Source organism: Bordetella trematum, assembly GCF_900078335.1.
Classification (GTDB): domain Bacteria; phylum Pseudomonadota; class Gammaproteobacteria; order Burkholderiales; family Burkholderiaceae_B; genus Bordetella; species Bordetella trematum.
Genome location: NZ_FKBR01000038.1, coordinates 1 through 18,949 on the forward strand (window position 1 = coordinate 1; position 18,949 = coordinate 18,949).

At 60.7% G+C, this 18,949-nt stretch carries 17 protein-coding genes and 3 tRNA genes; 2 read left to right on the forward strand and 18 right to left on the reverse strand.

What is annotated here, in order from left to right:
• Positions 1 to 114 precede the first annotated feature (114 nt).
• The 10 genes from A7V84_RS15740 to A7V84_RS15790 all read right to left on the reverse strand — a co-directional run bounded on the left by A7V84_RS15740 (position 115) and on the right by A7V84_RS15790 (position 8,714).
• Positions 115 to 189 (reverse strand) — tRNA-Thr (locus A7V84_RS15740).
• Positions 190 to 193: 4 nt separating this feature from the next.
• Positions 194 to 267 (reverse strand) — tRNA-Gly (locus A7V84_RS15745).
• A 112-nt stretch (positions 268 to 379) separates the two neighbouring features.
• Positions 380 to 466, reverse strand: a tRNA-Tyr gene (locus A7V84_RS15750).
• A gap of 85 nt (positions 467 to 551) precedes the next feature.
• Positions 552 to 1,559, reverse strand: a complete 1,008-nt coding sequence (locus A7V84_RS15755) for an asparaginase (protein ID WP_025518477.1) — start codon at positions 1,557 to 1,559, stop codon at positions 552 to 554.
• Positions 1,552 to 2,463, reverse strand: a complete 912-nt coding sequence (locus A7V84_RS15760) for a ParB/RepB/Spo0J family partition protein (protein WP_025518476.1) — start codon at positions 2,461 to 2,463, stop codon at positions 1,552 to 1,554. The genes A7V84_RS15755 and A7V84_RS15760 overlap by 8 nt, the downstream gene beginning before the upstream one ends.
• Before the next feature lie 114 nt (positions 2,464 to 2,577).
• Positions 2,578 to 3,378: a ParA family protein gene (locus A7V84_RS15765; RefSeq protein ID WP_025518474.1), complete on the reverse strand. Its 801-nt coding sequence runs from the start codon at positions 3,376 to 3,378 to the stop codon at positions 2,578 to 2,580.
• Positions 3,375 to 4,052: a 16S rRNA (guanine(527)-N(7))-methyltransferase RsmG gene (rsmG, locus tag A7V84_RS15770; protein ID WP_025518473.1), complete on the reverse strand. Its 678-nt coding sequence runs from the start codon at positions 4,050 to 4,052 to the stop codon at positions 3,375 to 3,377. The genes A7V84_RS15765 and rsmG overlap by 4 nt, the downstream gene beginning before the upstream one ends.
• Positions 4,049 to 5,968, reverse strand: a complete 1,920-nt coding sequence (gene mnmG, locus A7V84_RS15775) for a tRNA uridine-5-carboxymethylaminomethyl(34) synthesis enzyme MnmG (RefSeq protein ID WP_025518471.1) — start codon at positions 5,966 to 5,968, stop codon at positions 4,049 to 4,051. The genes rsmG and mnmG overlap by 4 nt, the downstream gene beginning before the upstream one ends.
• Before the next feature lie 1,244 nt (positions 5,969 to 7,212).
• Positions 7,213 to 7,419, reverse strand: a complete 207-nt coding sequence (locus A7V84_RS15785) for a cold-shock protein (RefSeq protein ID WP_025518468.1) — start codon at positions 7,417 to 7,419, stop codon at positions 7,213 to 7,215.
• 245 nt (positions 7,420 to 7,664) lie between these two features.
• Positions 7,665 to 8,714: an AbrB family transcriptional regulator gene (locus A7V84_RS15790; RefSeq protein ID WP_063491690.1), complete on the reverse strand. Its 1,050-nt coding sequence runs from the start codon at positions 8,712 to 8,714 to the stop codon at positions 7,665 to 7,667.
• A 78-nt stretch (positions 8,715 to 8,792) separates the two neighbouring features.
• On the opposite strand from A7V84_RS15790, the gene A7V84_RS15795 reads away from it, so the two are divergent.
• Positions 8,793 to 9,959 carry a pyridoxal phosphate-dependent aminotransferase gene (locus tag A7V84_RS15795; protein ID WP_033534614.1) on the forward strand — a complete coding sequence of 389 codons (1,167 nt, stop codon included), beginning with the start codon at positions 8,793 to 8,795 and terminating at the stop codon, positions 9,957 to 9,959.
• 54 nt (positions 9,960 to 10,013) lie between these two features.
• Here the strand turns inward: A7V84_RS15795 and A7V84_RS15800 are convergent, their stop codons facing one another.
• A complete protein-coding gene (locus A7V84_RS15800) occupies positions 10,014 to 11,009 on the reverse strand; it encodes a Bug family tripartite tricarboxylate transporter substrate binding protein (RefSeq protein ID WP_025518465.1) in 996 nt (331 codons plus the stop codon).
• 30 nt (positions 11,010 to 11,039) lie between these two features.
• On the reverse strand, positions 11,040 to 11,774 hold the full coding sequence (locus tag A7V84_RS15805) for an RraA family protein (RefSeq protein WP_025518464.1): 735 nt from the start codon (positions 11,772 to 11,774) through the stop codon (positions 11,040 to 11,042).
• Positions 11,775 to 11,905: 131 nt separating this feature from the next.
• Between A7V84_RS15805 and A7V84_RS15810 the strand changes: the two genes are divergently transcribed.
• Complete coding sequence (locus A7V84_RS15810) at positions 11,906 to 12,823, forward strand: LysR family transcriptional regulator (RefSeq protein ID WP_082832946.1); 918 nt, start codon at positions 11,906 to 11,908, stop codon at positions 12,821 to 12,823.
• A 123-nt stretch (positions 12,824 to 12,946) separates the two neighbouring features.
• Here A7V84_RS15810 and A7V84_RS15815 read toward each other — a convergent pair whose 3' ends face one another.
• From A7V84_RS15815 to A7V84_RS20825, 6 genes are all read right to left on the reverse strand, one after another.
• Positions 12,947 to 14,461: a tripartite tricarboxylate transporter permease gene (locus A7V84_RS15815; protein ID WP_025518461.1), complete on the reverse strand. Its 1,515-nt coding sequence runs from the start codon at positions 14,459 to 14,461 to the stop codon at positions 12,947 to 12,949.
• The gene (locus tag A7V84_RS15820; RefSeq protein WP_025518459.1) at positions 14,458 to 14,895 is read right to left on the reverse strand and encodes a tripartite tricarboxylate transporter TctB family protein; all 438 of its coding nucleotides are present in this window, start codon (positions 14,893 to 14,895) and stop codon (positions 14,458 to 14,460) included. Before A7V84_RS15820 ends, A7V84_RS15815 begins: the two co-directional genes overlap by 4 nt.
• A 100-nt stretch (positions 14,896 to 14,995) precedes the next feature.
• Positions 14,996 to 15,997, reverse strand: coding sequence for a Bug family tripartite tricarboxylate transporter substrate binding protein (locus A7V84_RS15825; protein WP_025518458.1), 1,002 nt, complete (start codon positions 15,995 to 15,997; stop codon positions 14,996 to 14,998).
• 99 nt (positions 15,998 to 16,096) lie between these two features.
• Positions 16,097 to 17,554 carry a sensor histidine kinase gene (locus A7V84_RS15830; RefSeq protein ID WP_025518456.1) on the reverse strand — a complete coding sequence of 486 codons (1,458 nt, stop codon included), beginning with the start codon at positions 17,552 to 17,554 and terminating at the stop codon, positions 16,097 to 16,099.
• The gene (locus A7V84_RS15835) at positions 17,541 to 18,221 is read right to left on the reverse strand and encodes a response regulator (protein ID WP_033534617.1); all 681 of its coding nucleotides are present in this window, start codon (positions 18,219 to 18,221) and stop codon (positions 17,541 to 17,543) included. Before A7V84_RS15835 ends, A7V84_RS15830 begins: the two co-directional genes overlap by 14 nt.
• Before the next feature lie 563 nt (positions 18,222 to 18,784).
• Positions 18,785 to 18,949 (reverse strand): phosphate acyltransferase (locus A7V84_RS20825; protein WP_156507278.1); only part of this gene is annotated, 165 nt, incomplete at its 5' end.

Genomic DNA, 18,949 nt, shown 5'->3' on the forward strand with positions numbered 1-18,949 from the left:
TGACCAATCGTACCCACGTTCACGTGCGGCTTGGTACGTTCAAACTTGCCTTTTGCCATGGCTGACTCCTGACCTGGATTGAAGCTTCTGACTGAAGAAAAGATTAGAGAATTGTGGTGCCCATGACGCGGATCGAACGCGTGACCTCTCCCTTACCAAGGGAGTGCTCTACCACTGAGCCACATGGGCATATTGGAGCGGGTGAAGGGAATCGAACCCTCGTCGTAAGCTTGGAAGGCTTCTGCTCTACCATTGAGCTACACCCGCGGCTACCCTTTCACCTTGCTTCAACTACCATTTCGCGAGCGCTTCGCAACTTCGAGGCGGTTTGCCCGCCTTCGAGGCAAATCCAGGCATGCCTGGATTTGAAATGGATCTCTGGTGGAGAGGGTTGGATTCGAACCAACGTAGGCGCAAGGCCAACAGATTTACAGTCTGCCCCCTTTAACCACTCGGGCACCCCTCCTGAGAGAAACGAGATTATGAACACATTTATCTTCGGTGTCAAACAGGACGATGGAAAATTATTTTCTTCCTGCCATCTCGTTATTTCAATATTTATTGAATAGTCGTTTTATCTGCTCGATGTTTTTCCCGGCCATCAGGGCCAGTGTCAACAGGACGCGCGCTTTCTGTGGATTGAGTTCGCCTGCTGCAACAAAACCGTGGGCGGCATCATCGACTTCGACATCCTGGCCGACCGCGCCGCTGCCGCAGCGCGTGCTGCGCACCACCGCCACGCCACGCGCTGCAGCGCCCGCCAGTGCCTGCAAGGCGGCGTCGGTAGTATTGCCATCGCCCACGCCAGCCAGCACGATGCCCTGTGCATAACTTGCCATGAAGTCAACCAGCCTGGCATCTTGATCCACGCAGCTATAGAGGATTTCGACACGCGGCCAACGGCGAGCCGGCGGCAAGGGCCAGGGAAAGATCTGGGCGGCGGCAGCACTGGGAATACCCCGTTCGCCGTGAAACACCACTTCGGCGCCGCGTACCCGCCCTGCCCTGCCGGCATTCGGCGAGCCAAAGGCCGCAACACCGATGCTGGCCATTTTCTGGACATCGCGTGCGTAGTGGATTTCATCGTTGAGCGTGACCAATGGCCCCCGCCCGTGGCTGTCCGGATGCGCTGCCAGCGCAACGGCGTTATACAGATTACGCGGCCCATCGGCGCTCAGGGCAGTCGCCGGGCGCATCGCTCCGACCAGCACCACGGGCTTGCCGAAGGGCAACACCAGACTGAGGAAATAAGCGGTTTCTTCAAGGGTATCCGTGCCATGGGTGATCACCACCCCATCGACAGCCGGATCGGCCTGCAGATCACCGATACGGGCCGCCAGGGCATGCCAGACCTCGTAGGTCATGTTCTGGCTGCCCACGCTGACCAACTGCTCGGCATCGACCTGTGCCAGTGCCTGCAGCTGCGGCACCGCCTGCAACAGCTCCTGAGCGCCCAGGCTCGCTGCCCGGTAGGACAGGCTGGCCGCCTGTTCCTGGGCGCCGGCGATGGTGCCCCCGGTCGCCAGCAGGACAATACGCGGCAGCGGACGCTCAGGCATCGATCACTCCGGCCAGGCCTTGTTTTTCCAACAGCGCATTCAGATGCTCCCAGCCATGGAAATCGATGATCAGCTGGCCTTTCTCTCGCGCGCCGACCTTGAGCACGACGCGGGTGCCCAAGTGGTCGGACAGAGCATCTTCGAGACGGGTGACATCGCGCGACGCGGTCGCACCGCGACGCTTGGGCGAGGTATCCATCCCCTTGGCGGCCTTGGCCACCAGTTTCTCGGCTTCGCGCACCGACAGGCGGCGCGCGATGATGAGATTGGCAAGCTGAATCTGCGTGGCCGCATCCACGGCCAGCAAGGCACGAGCATGTCCCATATCGATGTCGCCTGCCAGCAGCATGGTCTGCACGGCAGCAGCCAGATTCAGCAGGCGCAGCAGGTTGCTGGTCGCCGAGCGTGAACGGCCTATGGCCTGGGCGGCCTGTTCATGGGTCAGGCCGAACTCGTCCAGCAAGCGGCGCACCCCTTGCGCTTCTTCGAGGGGATTCAGGTCCTCGCGCTGGATGTTCTCGATCAGGGCCATGATGGCCGCGTTCTCGTCGGCCACCTGACGCACCAGCACCGGCACTTCCTTCAGGCCGGCCAGCTGTGCGGCGCGGTAGCGGCGCTCACCGGCGATGATTTCATAGAAGCCCTGACTCTCGCCTGCCAGCGCACGCACCAGGATGGGCTGCATCACCCCCTGGGTACGGATGGACTCGGCCAGCTCGTTCAGGGCGCCTTCGTCCATGCGGGTGCGCGGCTGATACTTGCCCGCGCGCAGCTTGGCCAACGGCAAGGCATTGGGCGCGCTTTCCGGCGCAGCCGCCTTATCCAGGTTATCGAGTGCCGGCGCGTCCGCACCGAGCAAGGCATCCAGCCCACGGCCCAGGCCCTTGGGTTTCTTGGTAGCCATTTTATGAGTCCTCTTTCTTCAGCACCTTGCGGTGCGGTCGAACCTTACGGTTTTCCGGTGCGCCGCATGGCATGCAAACGTACCGGCAAACCTGTGGATAACATTGGGGATAAATCAGGCCTGCATCTCTTTCACGCGCTCGATCATTTCGGCGCCGAAAGCGATATAAGCCTTGGCCCCGCGCGAGGCGCGATCGTAGACAACCCCGGGCATTCCGTAGCTGGGAGCCTCCGCCAGGCGCACATTACGGGGGACAACCGTCTTGAAGACCTTGTCTCCGAAGTGCGCTTCCAATTGCGCAGACACCTGCTGCTGCAGCGTCATCCGGGTATCGAACATCACTCGCAGCAGCCCGATCACGCGCAAATCGCTGTTGATATTCCGGTGGACACGTTTGATCGTGTTGACCAGATCGGACAGCCCTTCAAGGGCAAAGTACTCGCACTGCATCGGGATGATGACACCGTGCGCGGCAGCCAGTCCATTCAGGGTAAGCAGAGACAGGGTCGGCGGGCAATCGATCAGAACGAAATCATATTGGTCAGACACCTTCTGGATGGCCAGCTTGAGCTGGCGCTCGCGCTCCTGCATCTGCACCAGATCGATCTCGGCACCGGAAAGTTCGCGGTTGGCCGGCAGCACGTCATAGCCCCCGGACTCCGAGCGGACACGGGCATCCTCGATACTGGCCTCGCCGATGAGGACCTGATACAGATTCGATTCCAGGGCGTTCTTGTCGATGCCGCTGCCCATCGTCGCATTACCCTGGGGATCCAGATCCACCAACAGCACACGCTGCTGATGGGTGGCCAGGCCCGCCGCCAGATTGATGGCCGTGGTGGTCTTGCCAACGCCTCCCTTCTGGTTGGCGATGCAAAACACACGGGCGGAATTGGTGGGCGGAATAGTATTCATAGCGTTCCTTGACTGCGGCGCATCCAGATGAGGCAGCGTTCGGCATCGAGGTCGGGCACGGTCAGCGGCTCTACGCGATCGACCTGCCAGGCTCCCTGGGTTTGCAATGCTTCGATTTCTTCTTGCGGGACTTTGCCTTTCATCGCCACCAGGGCGCCGTCCGCACGCACGTGCCGGCCGGCCCAGTTGGCGAAGTCCGGCAGCGAAGCGAAGGCGCGCGAGATCACGATGTCACACTCGGCGGGCGCCACCCGTTCTATGCGTGCATGCATGGCATGCAGGTTGGGCAACATAAGAACCCCGGCCATTTGCTGCACAAATGCCGTTTTCTTTTCAACGGCATCGACGCAACTGACGTCCCAGTCGGGCTGCATGATGGCCAGTACGACTCCCGGCAACCCTCCTCCCGAGCCAACGTCATAGACTTTGGCGGGACGTCCAGCCAGGGCGTCGGCGATAGGTTTCACGACGGACAGACTATCGAACAGATGCTGCACCAGCATCTGCTCCGGATCGCGGATGGCCGTCAGGTTGTAGGTCCGGTTCCAGCGTTGCATCTGCGCGAGGTAGCGCAACAGCTTTTCCTGCTGATCCGGACCGGCCTCCAGGCCCAGGGCCTGGCATGCCTGTTCCAGCCGCTGGGGAGCGGCGAGCTCGAATTCGATGGCACTCATGCTGCGTTCTTGCGCGAGCCGTAATGCAGGCGCTTAAGGTGAATCAACAGCAGCGAAATCGCTGCTGGCGTAATCCCGGAGATACGGGCTGCCTGCCCGACAGTCTCGGGACGATGGGCTTTCAGCTTTTGCCGGACCTCAAACGACAGGCTGGTCACCGCGTCATAGTCGATATCGGTCGGTATCGGCTGCTGCTCATGCGTGGCGTGCTTCTGCACCTCGTCACGCTGACGGGCGATATACCCCTCGTACTTGATCTGAATCTCGACCTGTTCGGCCAGCACGGCATCGTCGACCAACCCGGGGCCGGCAAGCCGCTCTCCTGCCCCATTGTGGGCCTGCATCAGCGCCTCATAGCGGATATTGGGGCGTTTGAGCAGATCGGCCAGGGAGTATTCCCGGGTGATGGCCTGTCCCAGCAAAGCCTGCGCCTCAGCATCCGGCAGCATTCGCGGGTTGACCCAGGTCGACTGCAGGCGCTGCACTTCAGCCGCCACGGCGTCGCGCTTGCGATTGAATGCCTCCCACCGGGCATCATCGACCAGCCCAAGACGGCGCCCGATCTCGGTCAACCGCAAGTCGGCATTGTCTTCGCGCAGGCTCAGGCGGTACTCCGCCCGGGAAGTGAACATCCGATAAGGCTCGGTCACGCCACGCGTGATCAGATCGTCGACCAGCACACCCAGATAAGCCTCATCCCGACGCGGCACCCAGACCTCCTGCCCCGTGGCGTGGCGCGCCGCATTGATCCCGGCCAGCAGACCCTGGGCCGCAGCCTCCTCGTAGCCCGTTGTCCCGTTGATCTGACCGGCGAAAAACAGGCCCTGAATGACCTTGGTCTCCAGGCTGCCCTTCAATCCACGTGGATCAAAGTAGTCGTACTCGATGGCATAGCCGGGACGAACGATATGCGCCTGTTCCAGGCCTGGCAGGGAGTGGATCAGGTTCAGCTGGACGTCGAAAGGCAGGCTGGTCGAGACCCCATTGGGATACACCTCATGGGTATCCAGCCCTTCCGGCTCCAGGTAGATCTGGTGTGAATCCTTATCGGCAAAACGCTGCACCTTATCTTCGATAGACGGGCAATAGCGCGGCCCGACCCCTTCGATAATGCCCTGGTACATGGGGGAGCGATCCAGCCCGCCACGAATGATGTCGTGGGTCCGCTCGTTGGTATGTGTAATCCAGCACGGCAGCTGCTGCGGATGCATCGCAATGTTCCCCATGAAGGAAAACACCGGGATAGGATCCAGATCTCCGGGTTGCTCTTCCAGCACCGCATAGTTGATGCTGCGACCGTCGATACGGGGAGGCGTACCGGTCTTCAGACGCCCTTGAGGCAATTGCAGCTCCTTGAGCCGCTGGCCCAAAGAGTTGGCGGGAGGATCACCTGCGCGGCCACCGGAATAATTCTGGAGCCCCACATGAATCAGTCCGTTCAGGAAGGTCCCGGCAGTCAGAACAACGGCACGTGCACGAAAGCGCAACCCGATCTGGGTTACTGCACCCACGACCCTCTCGCCCTCCACAATCAGGTCTTCGACTGCCTGTTGAAACAGCCACAGATTGGGCTGATTTTCCAGGCGAGTCCGGATGGCCTTCCGGTACAGCACCCGATCAGCCTGGGCTCTCGTCGCTCTGACAGCGGGCCCTTTTGAACCGTTGAGGATGCGGAACTGGATACCGGCCTCATCGGTTGCGATCGCCATCGCACCGCCCAAGGCATCCACCTCTTTGACGAGATGACCTTTGCCGATGCCTCCGATGGAGGGATTGCAGGACATCTGACCTAGCGTCTCGATGTTGTGGGTCAGCAGAAGGGTTTGCGCGCCGGAACGAGCAGCAGCCAGGGCAGCCTCAGTACCGGCGTGCCCGCCACCGACGACGATGACGTCAAATTCGCGGGGGTAATCCATGGTGTGGGAAGGGAGGGGAAAAGAAAAAGCCGTTCGAGGCCATTATAGAGGCTGCCCCTCTGATGTTTCACGTGAAACATCGTAAGCGGGGAGAAAAGCGAGGCAGAAAACGCCCAAATCGAGGCTATTTCCCGACTACTGGATGGATACTCAGGAGGGTTTCACGTGGAACATTCACCGTGATGTTCCACGTGGAACAGACTGCAGAAGTTATCTGCCAAATTGTTCCACGTGAAACATCGCCGCATTTCCGACGTAGTGTTCCACGTGGAACAACTGGTTTTCAGAGCTAACCCTAGCCCTATCCTGAAAGAAGATCCAGATTTTGAGAATGCCGGAACACGCGTCGCAAAAAGAAAGGACGCGGTCGGTTTGGTTGGACCAGAGATCCCGGACGAAGTTCCAGATCAATATTCACAACCTTGTGAGAGCTTGGCTCAAACAAACCCGGCAGCGTTCACTTCAGAAACTGGGCTGTTTCTGTATGAGATCTTATCCACAATGTTGTCCCTACCGCGCCCTTCAATCCAGCCCGAGTCCTTTCTTTCTCACCCGGGGATAAGTCTGTCGATAACTTGATGTTCGCCATCGCATGACTTTTCCACCACCCCGGCGGCCTGTTGTCGGTGAACACTACAGTCATCCCCAAAGCTATCCACAGGCGGAAGATATAAACAGGCACGAGTATGCGCAAGACGATTTTTTGATGCTGGGGATATCTTTGTGCAAAACGAACCTTCCACGGCAGTGGAAAACTCACCCTCTTCCAACCACAAACCGGCCATCAGATGCAGTTGCGCAATCTGGTGATTTTTCCCCGACTTTGGCTAATACCGTGATAACACGGGTTTTTTTCAGGAAGAACGACAGAAAGGAAAGAGTTTTCCCGAGCAAACGAGAGGCAGGCCGCCTGGGTAAAACAATGTGGAAATCAGCTGCTCAGAAATGTGCAAAACTCCGCCTTCGTATGACCTCACACCCGTCCTGTCGCCCCTAAAAAATGGAGCGGCTGGATTTTTATCCACAAAGTTATCCAGAGGCACGCGGCAGCCTTGGCTGGCGTGAAAAAGCCCGGAACCAGGCAGCACCGCTGCCCGTCCGGGCCGATCCCTTCCTGATCTGCGTGAGTTAGTGTTTACTCACGTCATGCTTGCCCGCGGACCCAATAAAAACGCCCCGGTACTTTCGTACTGGGGCGTTATACCGGGCACTGGGCCCGGTGAGCGGGAAGCGGGATTCCCGACTTAGAGCGGGCGAATTTCGGCCGCTTGAGGCCCTTTCGGACCATCCTTGACCTCGAACTCGACTTCCTGGCCTTCATTCAGGCTGCGATAGCCGCGGCCTTGAATCGCCGAGAAGTGCGCGAACACATCAACACCGCCAACGTCCGGCGTAATGAAGCCGTAACCCTTGTCAGCGTTGAACCACTTAACTTTGCCCTTCTGAGACATTTTTATAGCGTCCTGGAAATAAAGAAAATTGCAAATGAATCAAGGACGCTGACATCAACTTTGCGCCCGACATCGGCCGCTGTTCGCCTGCCAGCTTGTCACTCGCTGCCGGTGGCAGGGGAGCGGGCTTGCGCACTGCTTGAATCAACTGCAGGACCAGCATACCCAGGCGTCTGTAGGCCGACCTATTATTGTTTACCCCTATGTAGCTTTTTTCTCACTTGTCTCACAAGTGCAACCTCGATTCAAGGGCCATACCGGCGTTGCAGCAGGGTATAAAGCGGCCCCGTCACCAGCACCACGAACACCATGCGCATCACATGGAATGCCGTCACGACCGGTACGCCCAGTTGCAGCACTTTCGCGGTGATCGCCATCTCCGCAATGCCGCCTGGTGTCGTACCGAGAATCAGCGTGGGTACAGGCGCTTGCGACCAGCAGGACAGCACTGCCCCCAACCCGAAGGCCAAGACAAGCGTCAGCGCCGTATAAAGGGCCACCACGGCGATGAACCGGGGTGCGGAGCGGAAGAAATCCGGCCGATAACGGTCGCCTAGCGACCAGCCGATGAAAAATTGTCCCAGCTTGGGCGCAGCCTCGGGCAGTGCGGACCATTCCAGGCCCGACAGGGTCAGGCCCATCGCCACGGCCATTGGCCCAAGCACCCAGGCGTTTGGCAGCCGGTAGCGCTGAAACAGCGCCCCGGCGGCGACCGTGACCGCAACCAGGGCCAGCAGCCCAGGCCCCTGCACCACTTTCGGCCCCGGCGTGACGAGATCTTCGCCGGCCACTCCCCACCATTGGAAAATGAAGGGCACCACGACCACCACCAGCAGCACCCGGACGCTGTGAGCCGTGGCAACGCGATCGATGCGCCCGCCATACCGTTCGGCCAGGCTGGCCATTTCGCTGGCCCCGCCAATGGCCGAGGCGAACCACGCCGTCTTGAAATCGGCGCCACCATAGCGCCGCAGCATGGCCGTGCCCATGAAGGCCGCCAGCAGGGCAAACAACATACCGGCGACGATCGGCCCGAGATTGTCCGCAATGTGACGCGCAACCTGAGGCGTGAAGTACAGCCCCAGCGACATTCCCACCACCCACTGCCCGGCATTGCGAAACGGGCGCGGGCAAAAGGTGTTGAGGCCCGCAACGCGGGTTGCGGCCGTCGCCAGCAAGGCTCCCAGCATCCAGGGCAAAGGAAGATGCAGAAACACCGCCAGCCCCACCCCCGCCAGGGCAATCGAGGCACCGCCCACCAAACGCAGCCACATGTCGTTCAGGCATGAGCTCATGCCCGCCAATATCAGAAAGTTTTGGGATACTTACGTCCAGTCGATTAATTTACCGCCCTTCCCTCTTTCTGCGCCCCAATGATCCGTTCCAAGCTGCCCGACGTCGGCACCACCATATTTACCGTGATGAGCCGCCTGGCCATCGAACACAAAGCCATCAATCTGGGCCAGGGCTTCCCTGACTTCGATCCCGACCCCAGGCTCTGCCGCCTTGTGAGCGAGGCCATGGCCGCCGGCCACAATCAATACCCCTATATGCCTGGCGTCGCGCCTCTGCGCACAGCCATCGCCGACAAGGTCGCCACGCTTTACGGCCACCGCTATGACCCGGAAACCGAAGTCACCGTCACCAGCGGCGCCACCGAAGCCCTGATGGCAACGGTGCTGGCAGCCGTAGGAAGCGGTGATGAAGTCGTTGTCATCGAGCCCTGCTATGACTCCTATCTGCCGGCCATCCGCCTGGCCGGCGCCACGGCGGTCCCCGTCCCGATGCGCGCACCCACGCTGGACGATCCGCACTACCGCGTCGATTGGCAGCGTGTGCGTGACGCCATCACGTCGCGCACGCGCCTGCTGATGCTCAATTTCCCGCACAATCCGACCGGCGCGATCCTCGATGACAGCGATCTGGATGCGCTGGAAGCCATTGTGCGCGACACCGGCGTGCTGTTGCTGGCTGACGAGGTTTATGAACACATCGTGTTCGATGGCAAGCCGCACACCAGCATCGCCAGCCGTGCGCTATTGGCCGAGCATGCGTTCGTGATTTCGTCTTTCGGCAAGACTTACCATGCCACCGGCTGGAAGATCGGCTACTGCTGCGCGCCGCGTCAACTGAGCGCCGAACTGCGCAAGGTCCACCAGTTCATGGTGTTCACCGTGTCTTCGCCAATGCAGTTTGCGCTGGCCGAATACATGCTCGACCCCAAGCCCTACCTGGAGTTGCCAGCCTTTTACCAGGCCAAGCGTGATCACCTCGCGCAAGGGCTGGCCAACACGCGTTTTCGCGCCTTGCCCAGCCCGGGAACGTTCTTCATGCTGGCCGACTACAGCGAGATCTCGAAGGAGAACGAGGGCGACTTCGCCCAGCGCCTGACAGTCGAGCACGGAGTGACCGTCATCCCGGTCTCGGCCTTCTATCGCGACCCGCAGGCTGACGCTTCCAACCATCACATCGTGCGCTTCTGCTTCGCCAAGAAAGACGCCACCCTGGACGCCGCCATCGAACGCCTGGCCAAGGTCTGAGGCCTGGGCTGGACGCGCCTTAAGCGCGTCCAGCCCGCTGCCTTCAAGCACTGCCTAGAGCGGATCGATACCGGCCGCCTCAATCGCGCGGCCCCATTGCTCGTACTCGCGTTCCACGAAACGCCCGAACTCCTGCGGGCTTGCCTCCAGCGGCGTAAAGCCCAATTGCGCTATCCGCTGACGCACCGGCGCCGAAGCGAAATACTGCGACACCACTCGATTGACACGCTCGACCTGCGCCGGCGACATGCCACGCGGCCCCGACAGGCCCACCCAGGCTGCCAGGTCATAGTCCACCAGGCCCTGCTCCTGCAGCGTCGGCACCTGTGGCATCAGGCTCGAACGCGCCTGTGTCGATATGCCCAATGCACGCAGCTTTCCGGCTGCCACAAACGGCTGCGACACTGACAGATCGGCGAACATGAAGTCGACGCGTCCGCCCATCAGATCCGTCAACGCCTGCGGTTGCCCCCGATAGGGAATGCCACGCAACTCCGGAAACCCGCCGGCATGATTGAAAGCTCCCCCCATTACCTGGCTGGTGGCCTGTCCGTAGGCATAGGCAAGCCTGGCAGGATCCTTGCGGGCCGCCTGCAGCAATTGCGCCAGGCTATGCCAGGCGGCATCGGCATTGACCAGCAGCAGCGATGGAGCCCGCACCAGTGGAACGATGTGCGTGAAGTCATCGCGATAGTGATACTTCTGCTCTTTGAAAAGCCAGGGATTCGATGAATTCAGGCCGCTGAAGCTGACTATCAGGGTGTGGTCATCCCCCTGTCTTGATTTGAACGCCTGCACACCGATGATGCCCTGCGCACCCGGCTTGTTATCGATGATCACCGGTTGCTTGAGGGCGGCGCTCAAGCCTTCGGCCGCGATGCGGGCCAGGGTATCGGTGGCCGACCCTGGCGGATTGGCCACGATGATCGTGATCGGCCTACTGGGCCACGCAGGCGGCGACGATTCGGCGAACGCGCCTGCGCCCGGCCATGCCGCCATGCAGCCCAATACCAGCAAGACACGCCGTCTGATGCGGTGATGGTTTTTCATTTGTGCTCTCCTCGCCATGATGTGTCCCGCTCAGGCCTTGCTGTAAAGCGCATCCAGAAAATCCTGCATCGTAGTGGTGCTGCATTCGGTGAGCCGTGCGATCCGATCCTCATACGCTGCAATCTCTTCACAACGCATGACCACTCTTTCCACCCAGGCACGCGGCACGAAGCAGATACCTGTCTCATCGGCCACCACCAGGTCTCCTGCCTCGACCTGGCAATCCTGTATCTGGATCGCCCCGTTGACCTCAACGGTCGTACAACGCCATTTTCCCGTCAGGGGGGTCACATCGCGCGACCAGACCGGAAAGGCAATGCTGCGCGAATGCCCGATATCGCGCACCCCGCCATCCACCACGGCGGCCGCCAGCCCCTGATGTTTGGCAATACTGGCCATCAGCCCACCCATGTTCGACACCCCCGCCAAGCCCTGAATCACCAAAACCTGACCAGGCTCGGCCTGGTTGATACCTTCGATCTCGGCCATTTTCCAGTCTCGCTGGCTGACGTTGACATGGGCATTCACACTCTGCGGAACATTGCGCAGGGTCACGGCCGTACCCACGACAGTGGCGTCCAAGGTTCCCTTCAGTACCGAGGCCGAAACGGTGCCCTCCAGGCCGAACTCATCGAGTACATCCGACACCAGGCTGGAGAGATCATCAAGCCGCCGCAGACGTTCCATCAGGCCGGCATCGATCTGGCCAGGGTGATCGCGCAGCCCCTCGGCCGCGACGCGGCCAGTCATTTTTTTGATCGCCATTATTTCCTCGTCATTTCACGTTTTTCACCCTGATCGGGTAAGTGAAATGATAGGAAGCCGAAGCTCTCCAGCCAGTTGCTGGTTCTATAACAGCTATTGGATAATCCTATGGCTTAGCGTTATGAAAAGGTGTGTACAAAGTGCTTAAAAATGTCGATCTCAAGCACCTTTCCTGTTTTCTCAGCGCTGTGGAAAGCAGTTCTTTTTCCCACGCAGCATTGATCCAGGATCTCTCCCAACCCAGTCTGTCGACACGAATCAGACAGCTCGAACAGGCCGTCGGCGCAACCCTCTTTCATCGCCATGGTCGCGGCGTCGAGCCCACGCCGGCCGCACGCACGCTGTATGAACGGATCAATCCGCTGGTGGCTCAGCTACAGACGGCGCTGGTGGAGGCTTCGGCCATCGATTCCATGTATCAGGGCGAAGTGGTGGTCGGCATTGTCCCCACCGTGGCAGGCAGACTGTCGGTCAAACTGGCCGCAGGAGCCCGAAAAAAAATGAAGGTGCGCGTGGTCGAGAGCTTCAGCGGTCATTTGCAGGAATGGTTGCTGCAGGGCGACATCGATATCGCGGTGTGCACGGCTATGCCCAGGCGTCGCGGCATCACGCAGACACTTATCCGGGCCGAGCCGCTGCAACTGGTCGGCCCGGCCGACAGCGGCCCCACCCGAAACGAAGTCCGCTTCCGATCGCTGCAGGAGGTACCGTTGATTCTCGGCAGTCCACAGCACGCGATCCGCCAGATCCTGGACCAGACCGCCCGCCGCTTGGGTGTGACGCTAAGGGTGCAACACGAAGTCGACAACCTCGAAGCGCAACTGCGTTTCGTCAGGCAAGGGCTGGGCTATGCAATCCTGTCCGAAGGCGCCCTGACAGGCACGCCTCAATCGAATGAGCTGCGCATGTGCCGCATCATCGAGCCGCAGATTCAGCGCCATCTGGTGGTGGCAACCTACCCCAAGAATGAAGCCGCCAAGCCTGCCGTAAAAAGCGTTGCCGCGCAGATCGCCAGGCTGCTCAGAACCGGCAATCGAAATCGCTGCTGACCCCTTACCGGTTTTCCGTTTGATGCCTTTTCAATGGGGTAGAAAAAAACAGGCTTCCCGGAACATTCCGGGAAGCCTGTTTTCATTGCGCCTTTTCAGGCAGGCCAAACACGCCTTGGCGTTCTATGCCTCGCTGCGCTTGCGGCGCAGGTAACGCAGTGATTGCGGCACCACCACCACCGCCAGCGCAGCGATCCACAGGCCGATCGACACGCCGCTCTGGAACAGCACGCTGACATCGCCGTTGGTGATCGACAGCGCGCGACGCAGGTTCTGCTCCATCATGTCGCCCAGCACGACCCCGAGCACCAGTGGCGCCATCGGCACGCCGAACTTGCGCAGGAAGTAGCCGATGGTGCCGATGATGACCACCGCCATCAGATCGAAGGTGCCCGAGTTGATCGCATACACGCCGATATAGCTGATGCACAGAATGCCCGGCACCATCAGCCAGGCCGGCATGGACAGCACTTTGGAGAAGACGCGCACCATCGGCACGTTCATGACGAACAGCAGCACGTTGGCAATGAAGAGCGAGGCGATCAGGCCCCACACCAGCTCGGGCTTGGTGTCGAACAGCACCGGACCCGGCGTGATGTTGTAGAGCGTAAGCGCGCCCATCATCACGGCCGTGGTGCCCGATCCCGGCACCCCCAGGGTCAGCATCGGGACGAAGGAGCCGATGGCTGACGCGGTCGCGGCCGACTCGGGCGCCACCAGGCCGCGCATATCGCCCTTGCCGAATTTGGCATCAGGATCCTTGCCTTCGATGATGCGCTTTTCTTGCGAATAGGCAACGGCGGCAGCGACGCTGGCGCCGGCGCCCGGCAGCACGCCGACACCGAATCCCACCAGCGAACTGCGCACCACGCTCCACCAGGTGAAGGCCAGCTCTTTCAGGTTGAACAGCTTGCGGCCGCTGGGCTTGACCTCGATGCTGTGTCCGCCAGCCACTTTCTCAAGCATTTCCAGCAGCTCCGCGACCGCAAACAACGCAATCACGACCACCACGAAATCAATGCCATCCGACAGGTGAACCGACTCGAACGTGAAACGGTAGACACCGGAATTGGAGTCCACGCCAATGGTCGAAATGCCCAAGCCTATCATCGCCGCAAGCACGCCTTTGATGGGTTGCTTGCCCAGCAGACTGGTCAGGCAGCAGAAGGCGAAAACCATCAGCACGAAGTACTCGGCGGGGCCGAATGCCAAGGCCCAGCGCGCCAGCATCGGCGCCAGAAGAATGATGCCCGTGACCGACACCATGGCGCCGAAAAAGGCTGACCAGGCCGACAGAGACAACGCGACGTTCGCCATGCCCTGGCGCGCCAGCGGATAGCCGTCGAGCGTCGTCATGATGGCGCTCGCCTCACCCGGCACGTTCAGCAGAATCGAGGTGATGCGCCCGCCGTATTCGGCCCCCACATACACTGCCGCCAGCAGAATCAACGCCGTCTCCGGCGGCAGATTCATCGCAAAGGCAATCGGAATCAGCATGGCCACGCCATTGATCGGCCCCAGCCCGGGCAACACCCCGACCATGGTGCCGATGAACGATCCGATGGCAGCCACCAGCACGTTGGTGAGCGAGAACGCGACGCCGAAACCCAGCGCCAGATGATCCAGAACTCCGCTCATATCAACTCTCCCAGAAGACCGGTGGGCAAGACCACGTCCAGCGCCTTGTCGAACAGCAGGAAAAACAGCAGCCCCATCACGACGCCACCGATCAGCATTTTGGTCCAGGAGCCGCCGAACAGGCGGCCGACAGCCATCGTCATCAGCACTGTGGCGATGATGAAGCCCAGCCACTGGAACAGGAAGGCGTAGGCCGCCGCGAACAGCACCATCAACGCGATGCGCCCGTTGGCGCCCGGCGGATTGGCTTCGACCTGATGCCCCCCCTTGATGGCCAGGCGCAGGCCGCAAAGGCCGATGATGAGCGCGATCAACATCGGGAAGGCGCGCGGCCCTACCGGCTCGTAAGCAAAAGGCGCTTCCAGGTCCCAGCCCGCCCATGTGATGAAGGCGGCCAGAACCAGGGCAAGAATGCCCAACAGACGATCATTCATGATCCGGGTTCCAAGCAAAAGGGAAAGCGGGCCACCGCATCGCGGCAGCAGCCGGCCGTGCACGGCGGCCTGGATGGCGACCGTGCCGGCGGCAATGGAATTACTTTTTGATCAGACCGAAACTGTCGGCCAGCTCGGTGTAGCCCTTGACCTGTTCCTTCACATAGTCATCCAGTTCCTTGCCGGTCTTGGAGAACGGGAACAGACCGAACTGCTCGCGCAGCTTGGCGTACTCGGGGGCAGCCATGGCTTTGTTGAAGGCGTCGACCCAGAACTGGTAATCGGCGTCCGAGACCTTGGGGCCCATGTAGAAGCCACGGATGATGGGCCACACGATGTCATAGCCCTGCTCCTTGGCGGTCGGCACGTCGGACAGCTTGCCCGGCAGACGCTCGTCATTGAAGACCGCCAGCACGCGGATCGGCGCACCGCCTTCGAGCATGGTGAAGGCTTCGGCCGCATCGCCCATGTAAGCCTGGATGTGGCCGCCGCGCAGCGCCGTCACGGCCTCACCGCCGCCTTCGAAGGCCACAAAGCGCATTTTGCGGAAATCCACGCCGGCCGCCTTGGCAGTCAGGGCGGCCTTCATCCAATCCTGGCTGCCCACCGTACCGCCGGCACCCAGCACGATTTTGGTCGGGTCTTCCTTGAAGGCGTCCATCAGGCTCTTGAGGTCCTGGTAGGGCGAATCGTTGCGCACCACCGCCACGCCGTAGTCGGCACCGATGCCAGCCAGCCAGCGCACATCATTGACGTTGTATTTGCCGAACTTGCCCTGCGCCAGGTTGAGCAGCGAGCCGCCCGAGAAGGCCACGATGGTGCCCGGCTCGTTGGGATGCTGGGCCACGATATTGTTGTAGGCCACCGCACCAATGCCGCCCGGCATGTAGATGATGCGCATGGCGGTTTTGAGCGCCTCGCTTTGCTTGAGGCTTTCGGTGGCCAGGCGGCAGGTGAGGTCAAAGCCGCCGCCGGGCTGTGCCGGCGCAATGCACTCAGGACGGCGCGGCTCGCTGGCAGCCTGCGCGCTCAGGCTGCTGCCCAGCCCGGCAACACCCAGCGCCAGTACGGCGCCCAGACGGAATTTCTTCAGGATCTGCATGGGATACGGTCTCCGATTGTTTTTGAATTGAGGCCCGGCGGCTGAGCTGCCCCCGACGTCAGGCGGTTACCGTACAAAACCCTTCCTTTCCGCTACCTTTCAATTCCGGATGTTTTTGTGCTGCACAGCAGCATTTCCGGGAAAACCTAGGGAAAACACCAGCGAAGCCCGCAGACCAGGCCCCGGTTCGCGGTTCTCCAGCCGCAACACGCCGCCATGTATCCCGACAATGGCTCCGACGATGGCCAGGCCCAGCCCCGCGCCGGGTTTGTTCTTGCCGGCCGCACCGCGCCGAAAGCGCACGCTGGCATGGGCAATGTCCTCGGCCGACATGCCCGGCCCGTTGTCTTCGACCGTGATCCAGGCGTTGCTCTCATCGCGCCCGATGTAGACCGTGACTTCGCCGTTGTCCGGGCAATAGCGCAAAGCATTGTCGAGCAGGTTGGACAGCGCTTCGCGCAGCAGCCCTTCCGCCGCCGGGATGCAGACCGGCCGGGAGGGGCGTTCCAGGCCGAAATCGATGCGCTTGCGCCGGATCGCAGGCAACAGCGAACGCCCCACGCTATCGGCCAGTTCGGCCAGATCCACGTTTTCGAGGGCCAGACCGCCTTCGGCCCAGGGGGCGTCCTTGGCGCGCGCCAGGGTCAGCATCTGGTTGGTGGTGCGCACCGCACGATCCAGGCCTTCTTTCATGGCCACCAGGGCGGCATGGATCTCCTTGGGATCGGTTTCGCGCAGCGCGTAGGCCGATTGGGTACGCAAAACCGACAGCGGCGTGCGCAATTGATGCGAAGCGTCGTCCAGGAACTGCCGCTGAAGCCTCGCCTGAGCCTCAAAACGGCCCGTGTGGAGATTAATCGCCTCCAGCAGGGGCAGGACCTCACCCGGGACGTCCGAAGCCCTCACGGGGCTTAAATCGTCTGCAGAACGGCGGGCGACCTCGTCCCTGAGACGCTCAAGGGGCCTCAAAGCCATCAGAACGCTCCAGATGACCACCAAAATGCTGATCAGTACCACGGCGACGTCCCGCTCCACGGAACGCAGCAGCGCCCGATTTAGGAACTCCTGGCGGGTTTCCAGGCCTTCGGCGACCTGGATGATGACCCGCCCGCCCTCATCGGCATAAAGCGGCGGGTCCATCGGTCGGGCCAGCGCGGCTACCCGTAGCGGCTGGCCGTAGTAATCGGCGTAAAAAAACTCGGGCTTGCCGGAAACCAGCGGCCCAGGCGGCATCGGCAGGCTGGGATTGCCGATTTCAGCCAGCCCGTCCTCGGTCGCGACCCGGTAGAACACATCGCCATTGGCCGTCAGCTCGAAAAATTCCAGCATCAGGTACGGCAACTCCAGACTTAATCCACCGCTTGCTGTGGATATGTTGTGGTCGATGGATCGGAGGGCTCCGGCGAGCGCCCGATCGTAGGCCAGATCGACCTGTTCGCGCAGCTGGTGGTTGGATAGCCAGAGCGCACCGACCAGGATGAGGACCTGTGCCGGAATCAGCCAGAGCAGCAACGTGGCGCGCAAAGTGCGCGCCGCTGGCGCATCACGAGTTGTCAACAGCGATCTCCAGACTGTAGCCCATCCCACGCATGGTGACGATCTGTACGCCGGTGTGGGTCAATTTTTTCCGCAGGCGGTGCACCAGGACTTCGATGGTTTCGAGGTTGGCATCGCTGTCGTCGGTCTGGATGCGATCGAGGATCTGTTGCTTGTTGATGGGCTCCCCGCTGCGTTGGATCAGAACGCGCAACACGGCGTACTCCTTTGGGGATAACTGCAAGGGTTGTCCGGACACCGTGAATTTCTGCGCCGATGTGTCCAGCACAAGGTTTCCCAGAGACAAACGGGGATGTTCACGACCACGGCTGCGCCGGATCAGTGCTGTCAACCGTGCTTCGAGCTCTTCGAGCACGAAGGGTTTTGGCAGAAAGTCATCTGCGCCTTCGTGCAACGTGCCGACTCTTTCGGCCAGGGAATCCCGTGCCGTCAGGACCAGAACCGGGGTTCTGTCATCGCGGGCTCGCATGGTGGTGAGCAAAGTGTGCCCATCCATGCCTGGCAGCCCGAGATCCAGAATGACCGCGTCGAACTCTTCCAGGGCGAGCCGGCGTTCGGCAAGCAGTCCGTTGTCTGCCCAGTCCACGACGAAACCGGCATGACGGGCAAGACTGCGCGACAGCCAGTGGGCCAGGTCGGCTTCGTCTTCGATCAAGAGAATGCGCATGTTGCAGACCTCGCGGGGCGGTGGTGGTGGGAAGACATGTTTAAGGTTTTCCTTTAAAGCTCTTTATATAAAGACTAATGATTAATAGAGCCTGTGGATAACTCCATTAACCTTGAAAACCGTAATTTTCTCAACGGTTTGCAGCGGTTTTTGGCTGTGCAAGAACTCTGTTTGGAAAAGTAGTCCAAGTTGAACAAGTTTTGGGGCTCATGCCAAAACCGGTGCTTGTTCAACTTGGGTACACATAATGTGCACAAGCTGCCGCCCTAGTAGTTATCCACAGGTCGGACTTTGCCATGATGCCTCTGAAAGCCGGCTTTTTGATCAAAAAAAGAGCGGATGTGGACGTCCGGAAACCCGCTTGCCAGGGCGTCAAAAAGGCCCGTGAAGCGCCCGCTCCAGGCGCGGCGGCGCGCGCGGGACCCCGCTTGCGCGAAGGTCCTGCCGGCCAGTGGGTGATCAAAGATTGATGTGGAAAAAAAAGCCCGCCAGCTTGTTTTCTGGCGGGCCGGGCAAAAAAAAACCGCCCGGGGTGGGCGGCAAAAAGAGGTTCCTGCGTGAGATCAGGCCGGGCGATTGGCGTTGATCACAGTGAGCGCCGTCATGTTGATGATGCGGCGTACCGATGAACTGGACGTCAGGATATTGACGGGTGCATTGGGACCCAGCAGGAAGGGGCCGATGGCCACGTTGCTGCCGGCGGTGGTCTTGAGCAGGTTGTAGGCGAT

What these genes read in the sequence shown, in the direction of transcription:
- A7V84_RS15795 (WP_033534614.1), top strand. Translation starts at nt 8,793, where the DNA reads ATGATCCGTTCCAAGCTGCCCGACGTCGGCACCACCATATTTACCGTG.
- A7V84_RS15765 (WP_025518474.1), bottom strand. Translation starts at nt 3,378, where the DNA reads ATGAATACTATTCCGCCCACCAATTCCGCCCGTGTGTTTTGCATCGCC.
- mnmG (WP_025518471.1), bottom strand. Translation starts at nt 5,968, where the DNA reads ATGGATTACCCCCGCGAATTTGACGTCATCGTCGTCGGTGGCGGGCAC.
- A7V84_RS15815 (WP_025518461.1), bottom strand. Translation starts at nt 14,461, where the DNA reads ATGAGCGGAGTTCTGGATCATCTGGCGCTGGGTTTCGGCGTCGCGTTC.
- A7V84_RS15790 (WP_063491690.1), bottom strand. Translation starts at nt 8,714, where the DNA reads ATGAGCTCATGCCTGAACGACATGTGGCTGCGTTTGGTGGGCGGTGCC.
- A7V84_RS15785 (WP_025518468.1), bottom strand. Translation starts at nt 7,419, where the DNA reads ATGTCTCAGAAGGGCAAAGTTAAGTGGTTCAACGCTGACAAGGGTTAC.
- A7V84_RS15805 (WP_025518464.1), bottom strand. Translation starts at nt 11,774, where the DNA reads ATGGCGATCAAAAAAATGACTGGCCGCGTCGCGGCCGAGGGGCTGCGC.
- A7V84_RS15760 (WP_025518476.1), bottom strand. Translation starts at nt 2,463, where the DNA reads ATGGCTACCAAGAAACCCAAGGGCCTGGGCCGTGGGCTGGATGCCTTG.
- A7V84_RS15755 (WP_025518477.1), bottom strand. Translation starts at nt 1,559, where the DNA reads ATGCCTGAGCGTCCGCTGCCGCGTATTGTCCTGCTGGCGACCGGGGGC.
- A7V84_RS15825 (WP_025518458.1), bottom strand. Translation starts at nt 15,997, where the DNA reads ATGCAGATCCTGAAGAAATTCCGTCTGGGCGCCGTACTGGCGCTGGGT.
- A7V84_RS15800 (WP_025518465.1), bottom strand. Translation starts at nt 11,009, where the DNA reads ATGAAAAACCATCACCGCATCAGACGGCGTGTCTTGCTGGTATTGGGC.
- A7V84_RS15835 (WP_033534617.1), bottom strand. Translation starts at nt 18,221, where the DNA reads ATGCGCATTCTCTTGATCGAAGACGAAGCCGACCTGGCCCACTGGCTG.
- A7V84_RS15820 (WP_025518459.1), bottom strand. Translation starts at nt 14,895, where the DNA reads ATGAATGATCGTCTGTTGGGCATTCTTGCCCTGGTTCTGGCCGCCTTC.
- rsmG (WP_025518473.1), bottom strand. Translation starts at nt 4,052, where the DNA reads ATGAGTGCCATCGAATTCGAGCTCGCCGCTCCCCAGCGGCTGGAACAG.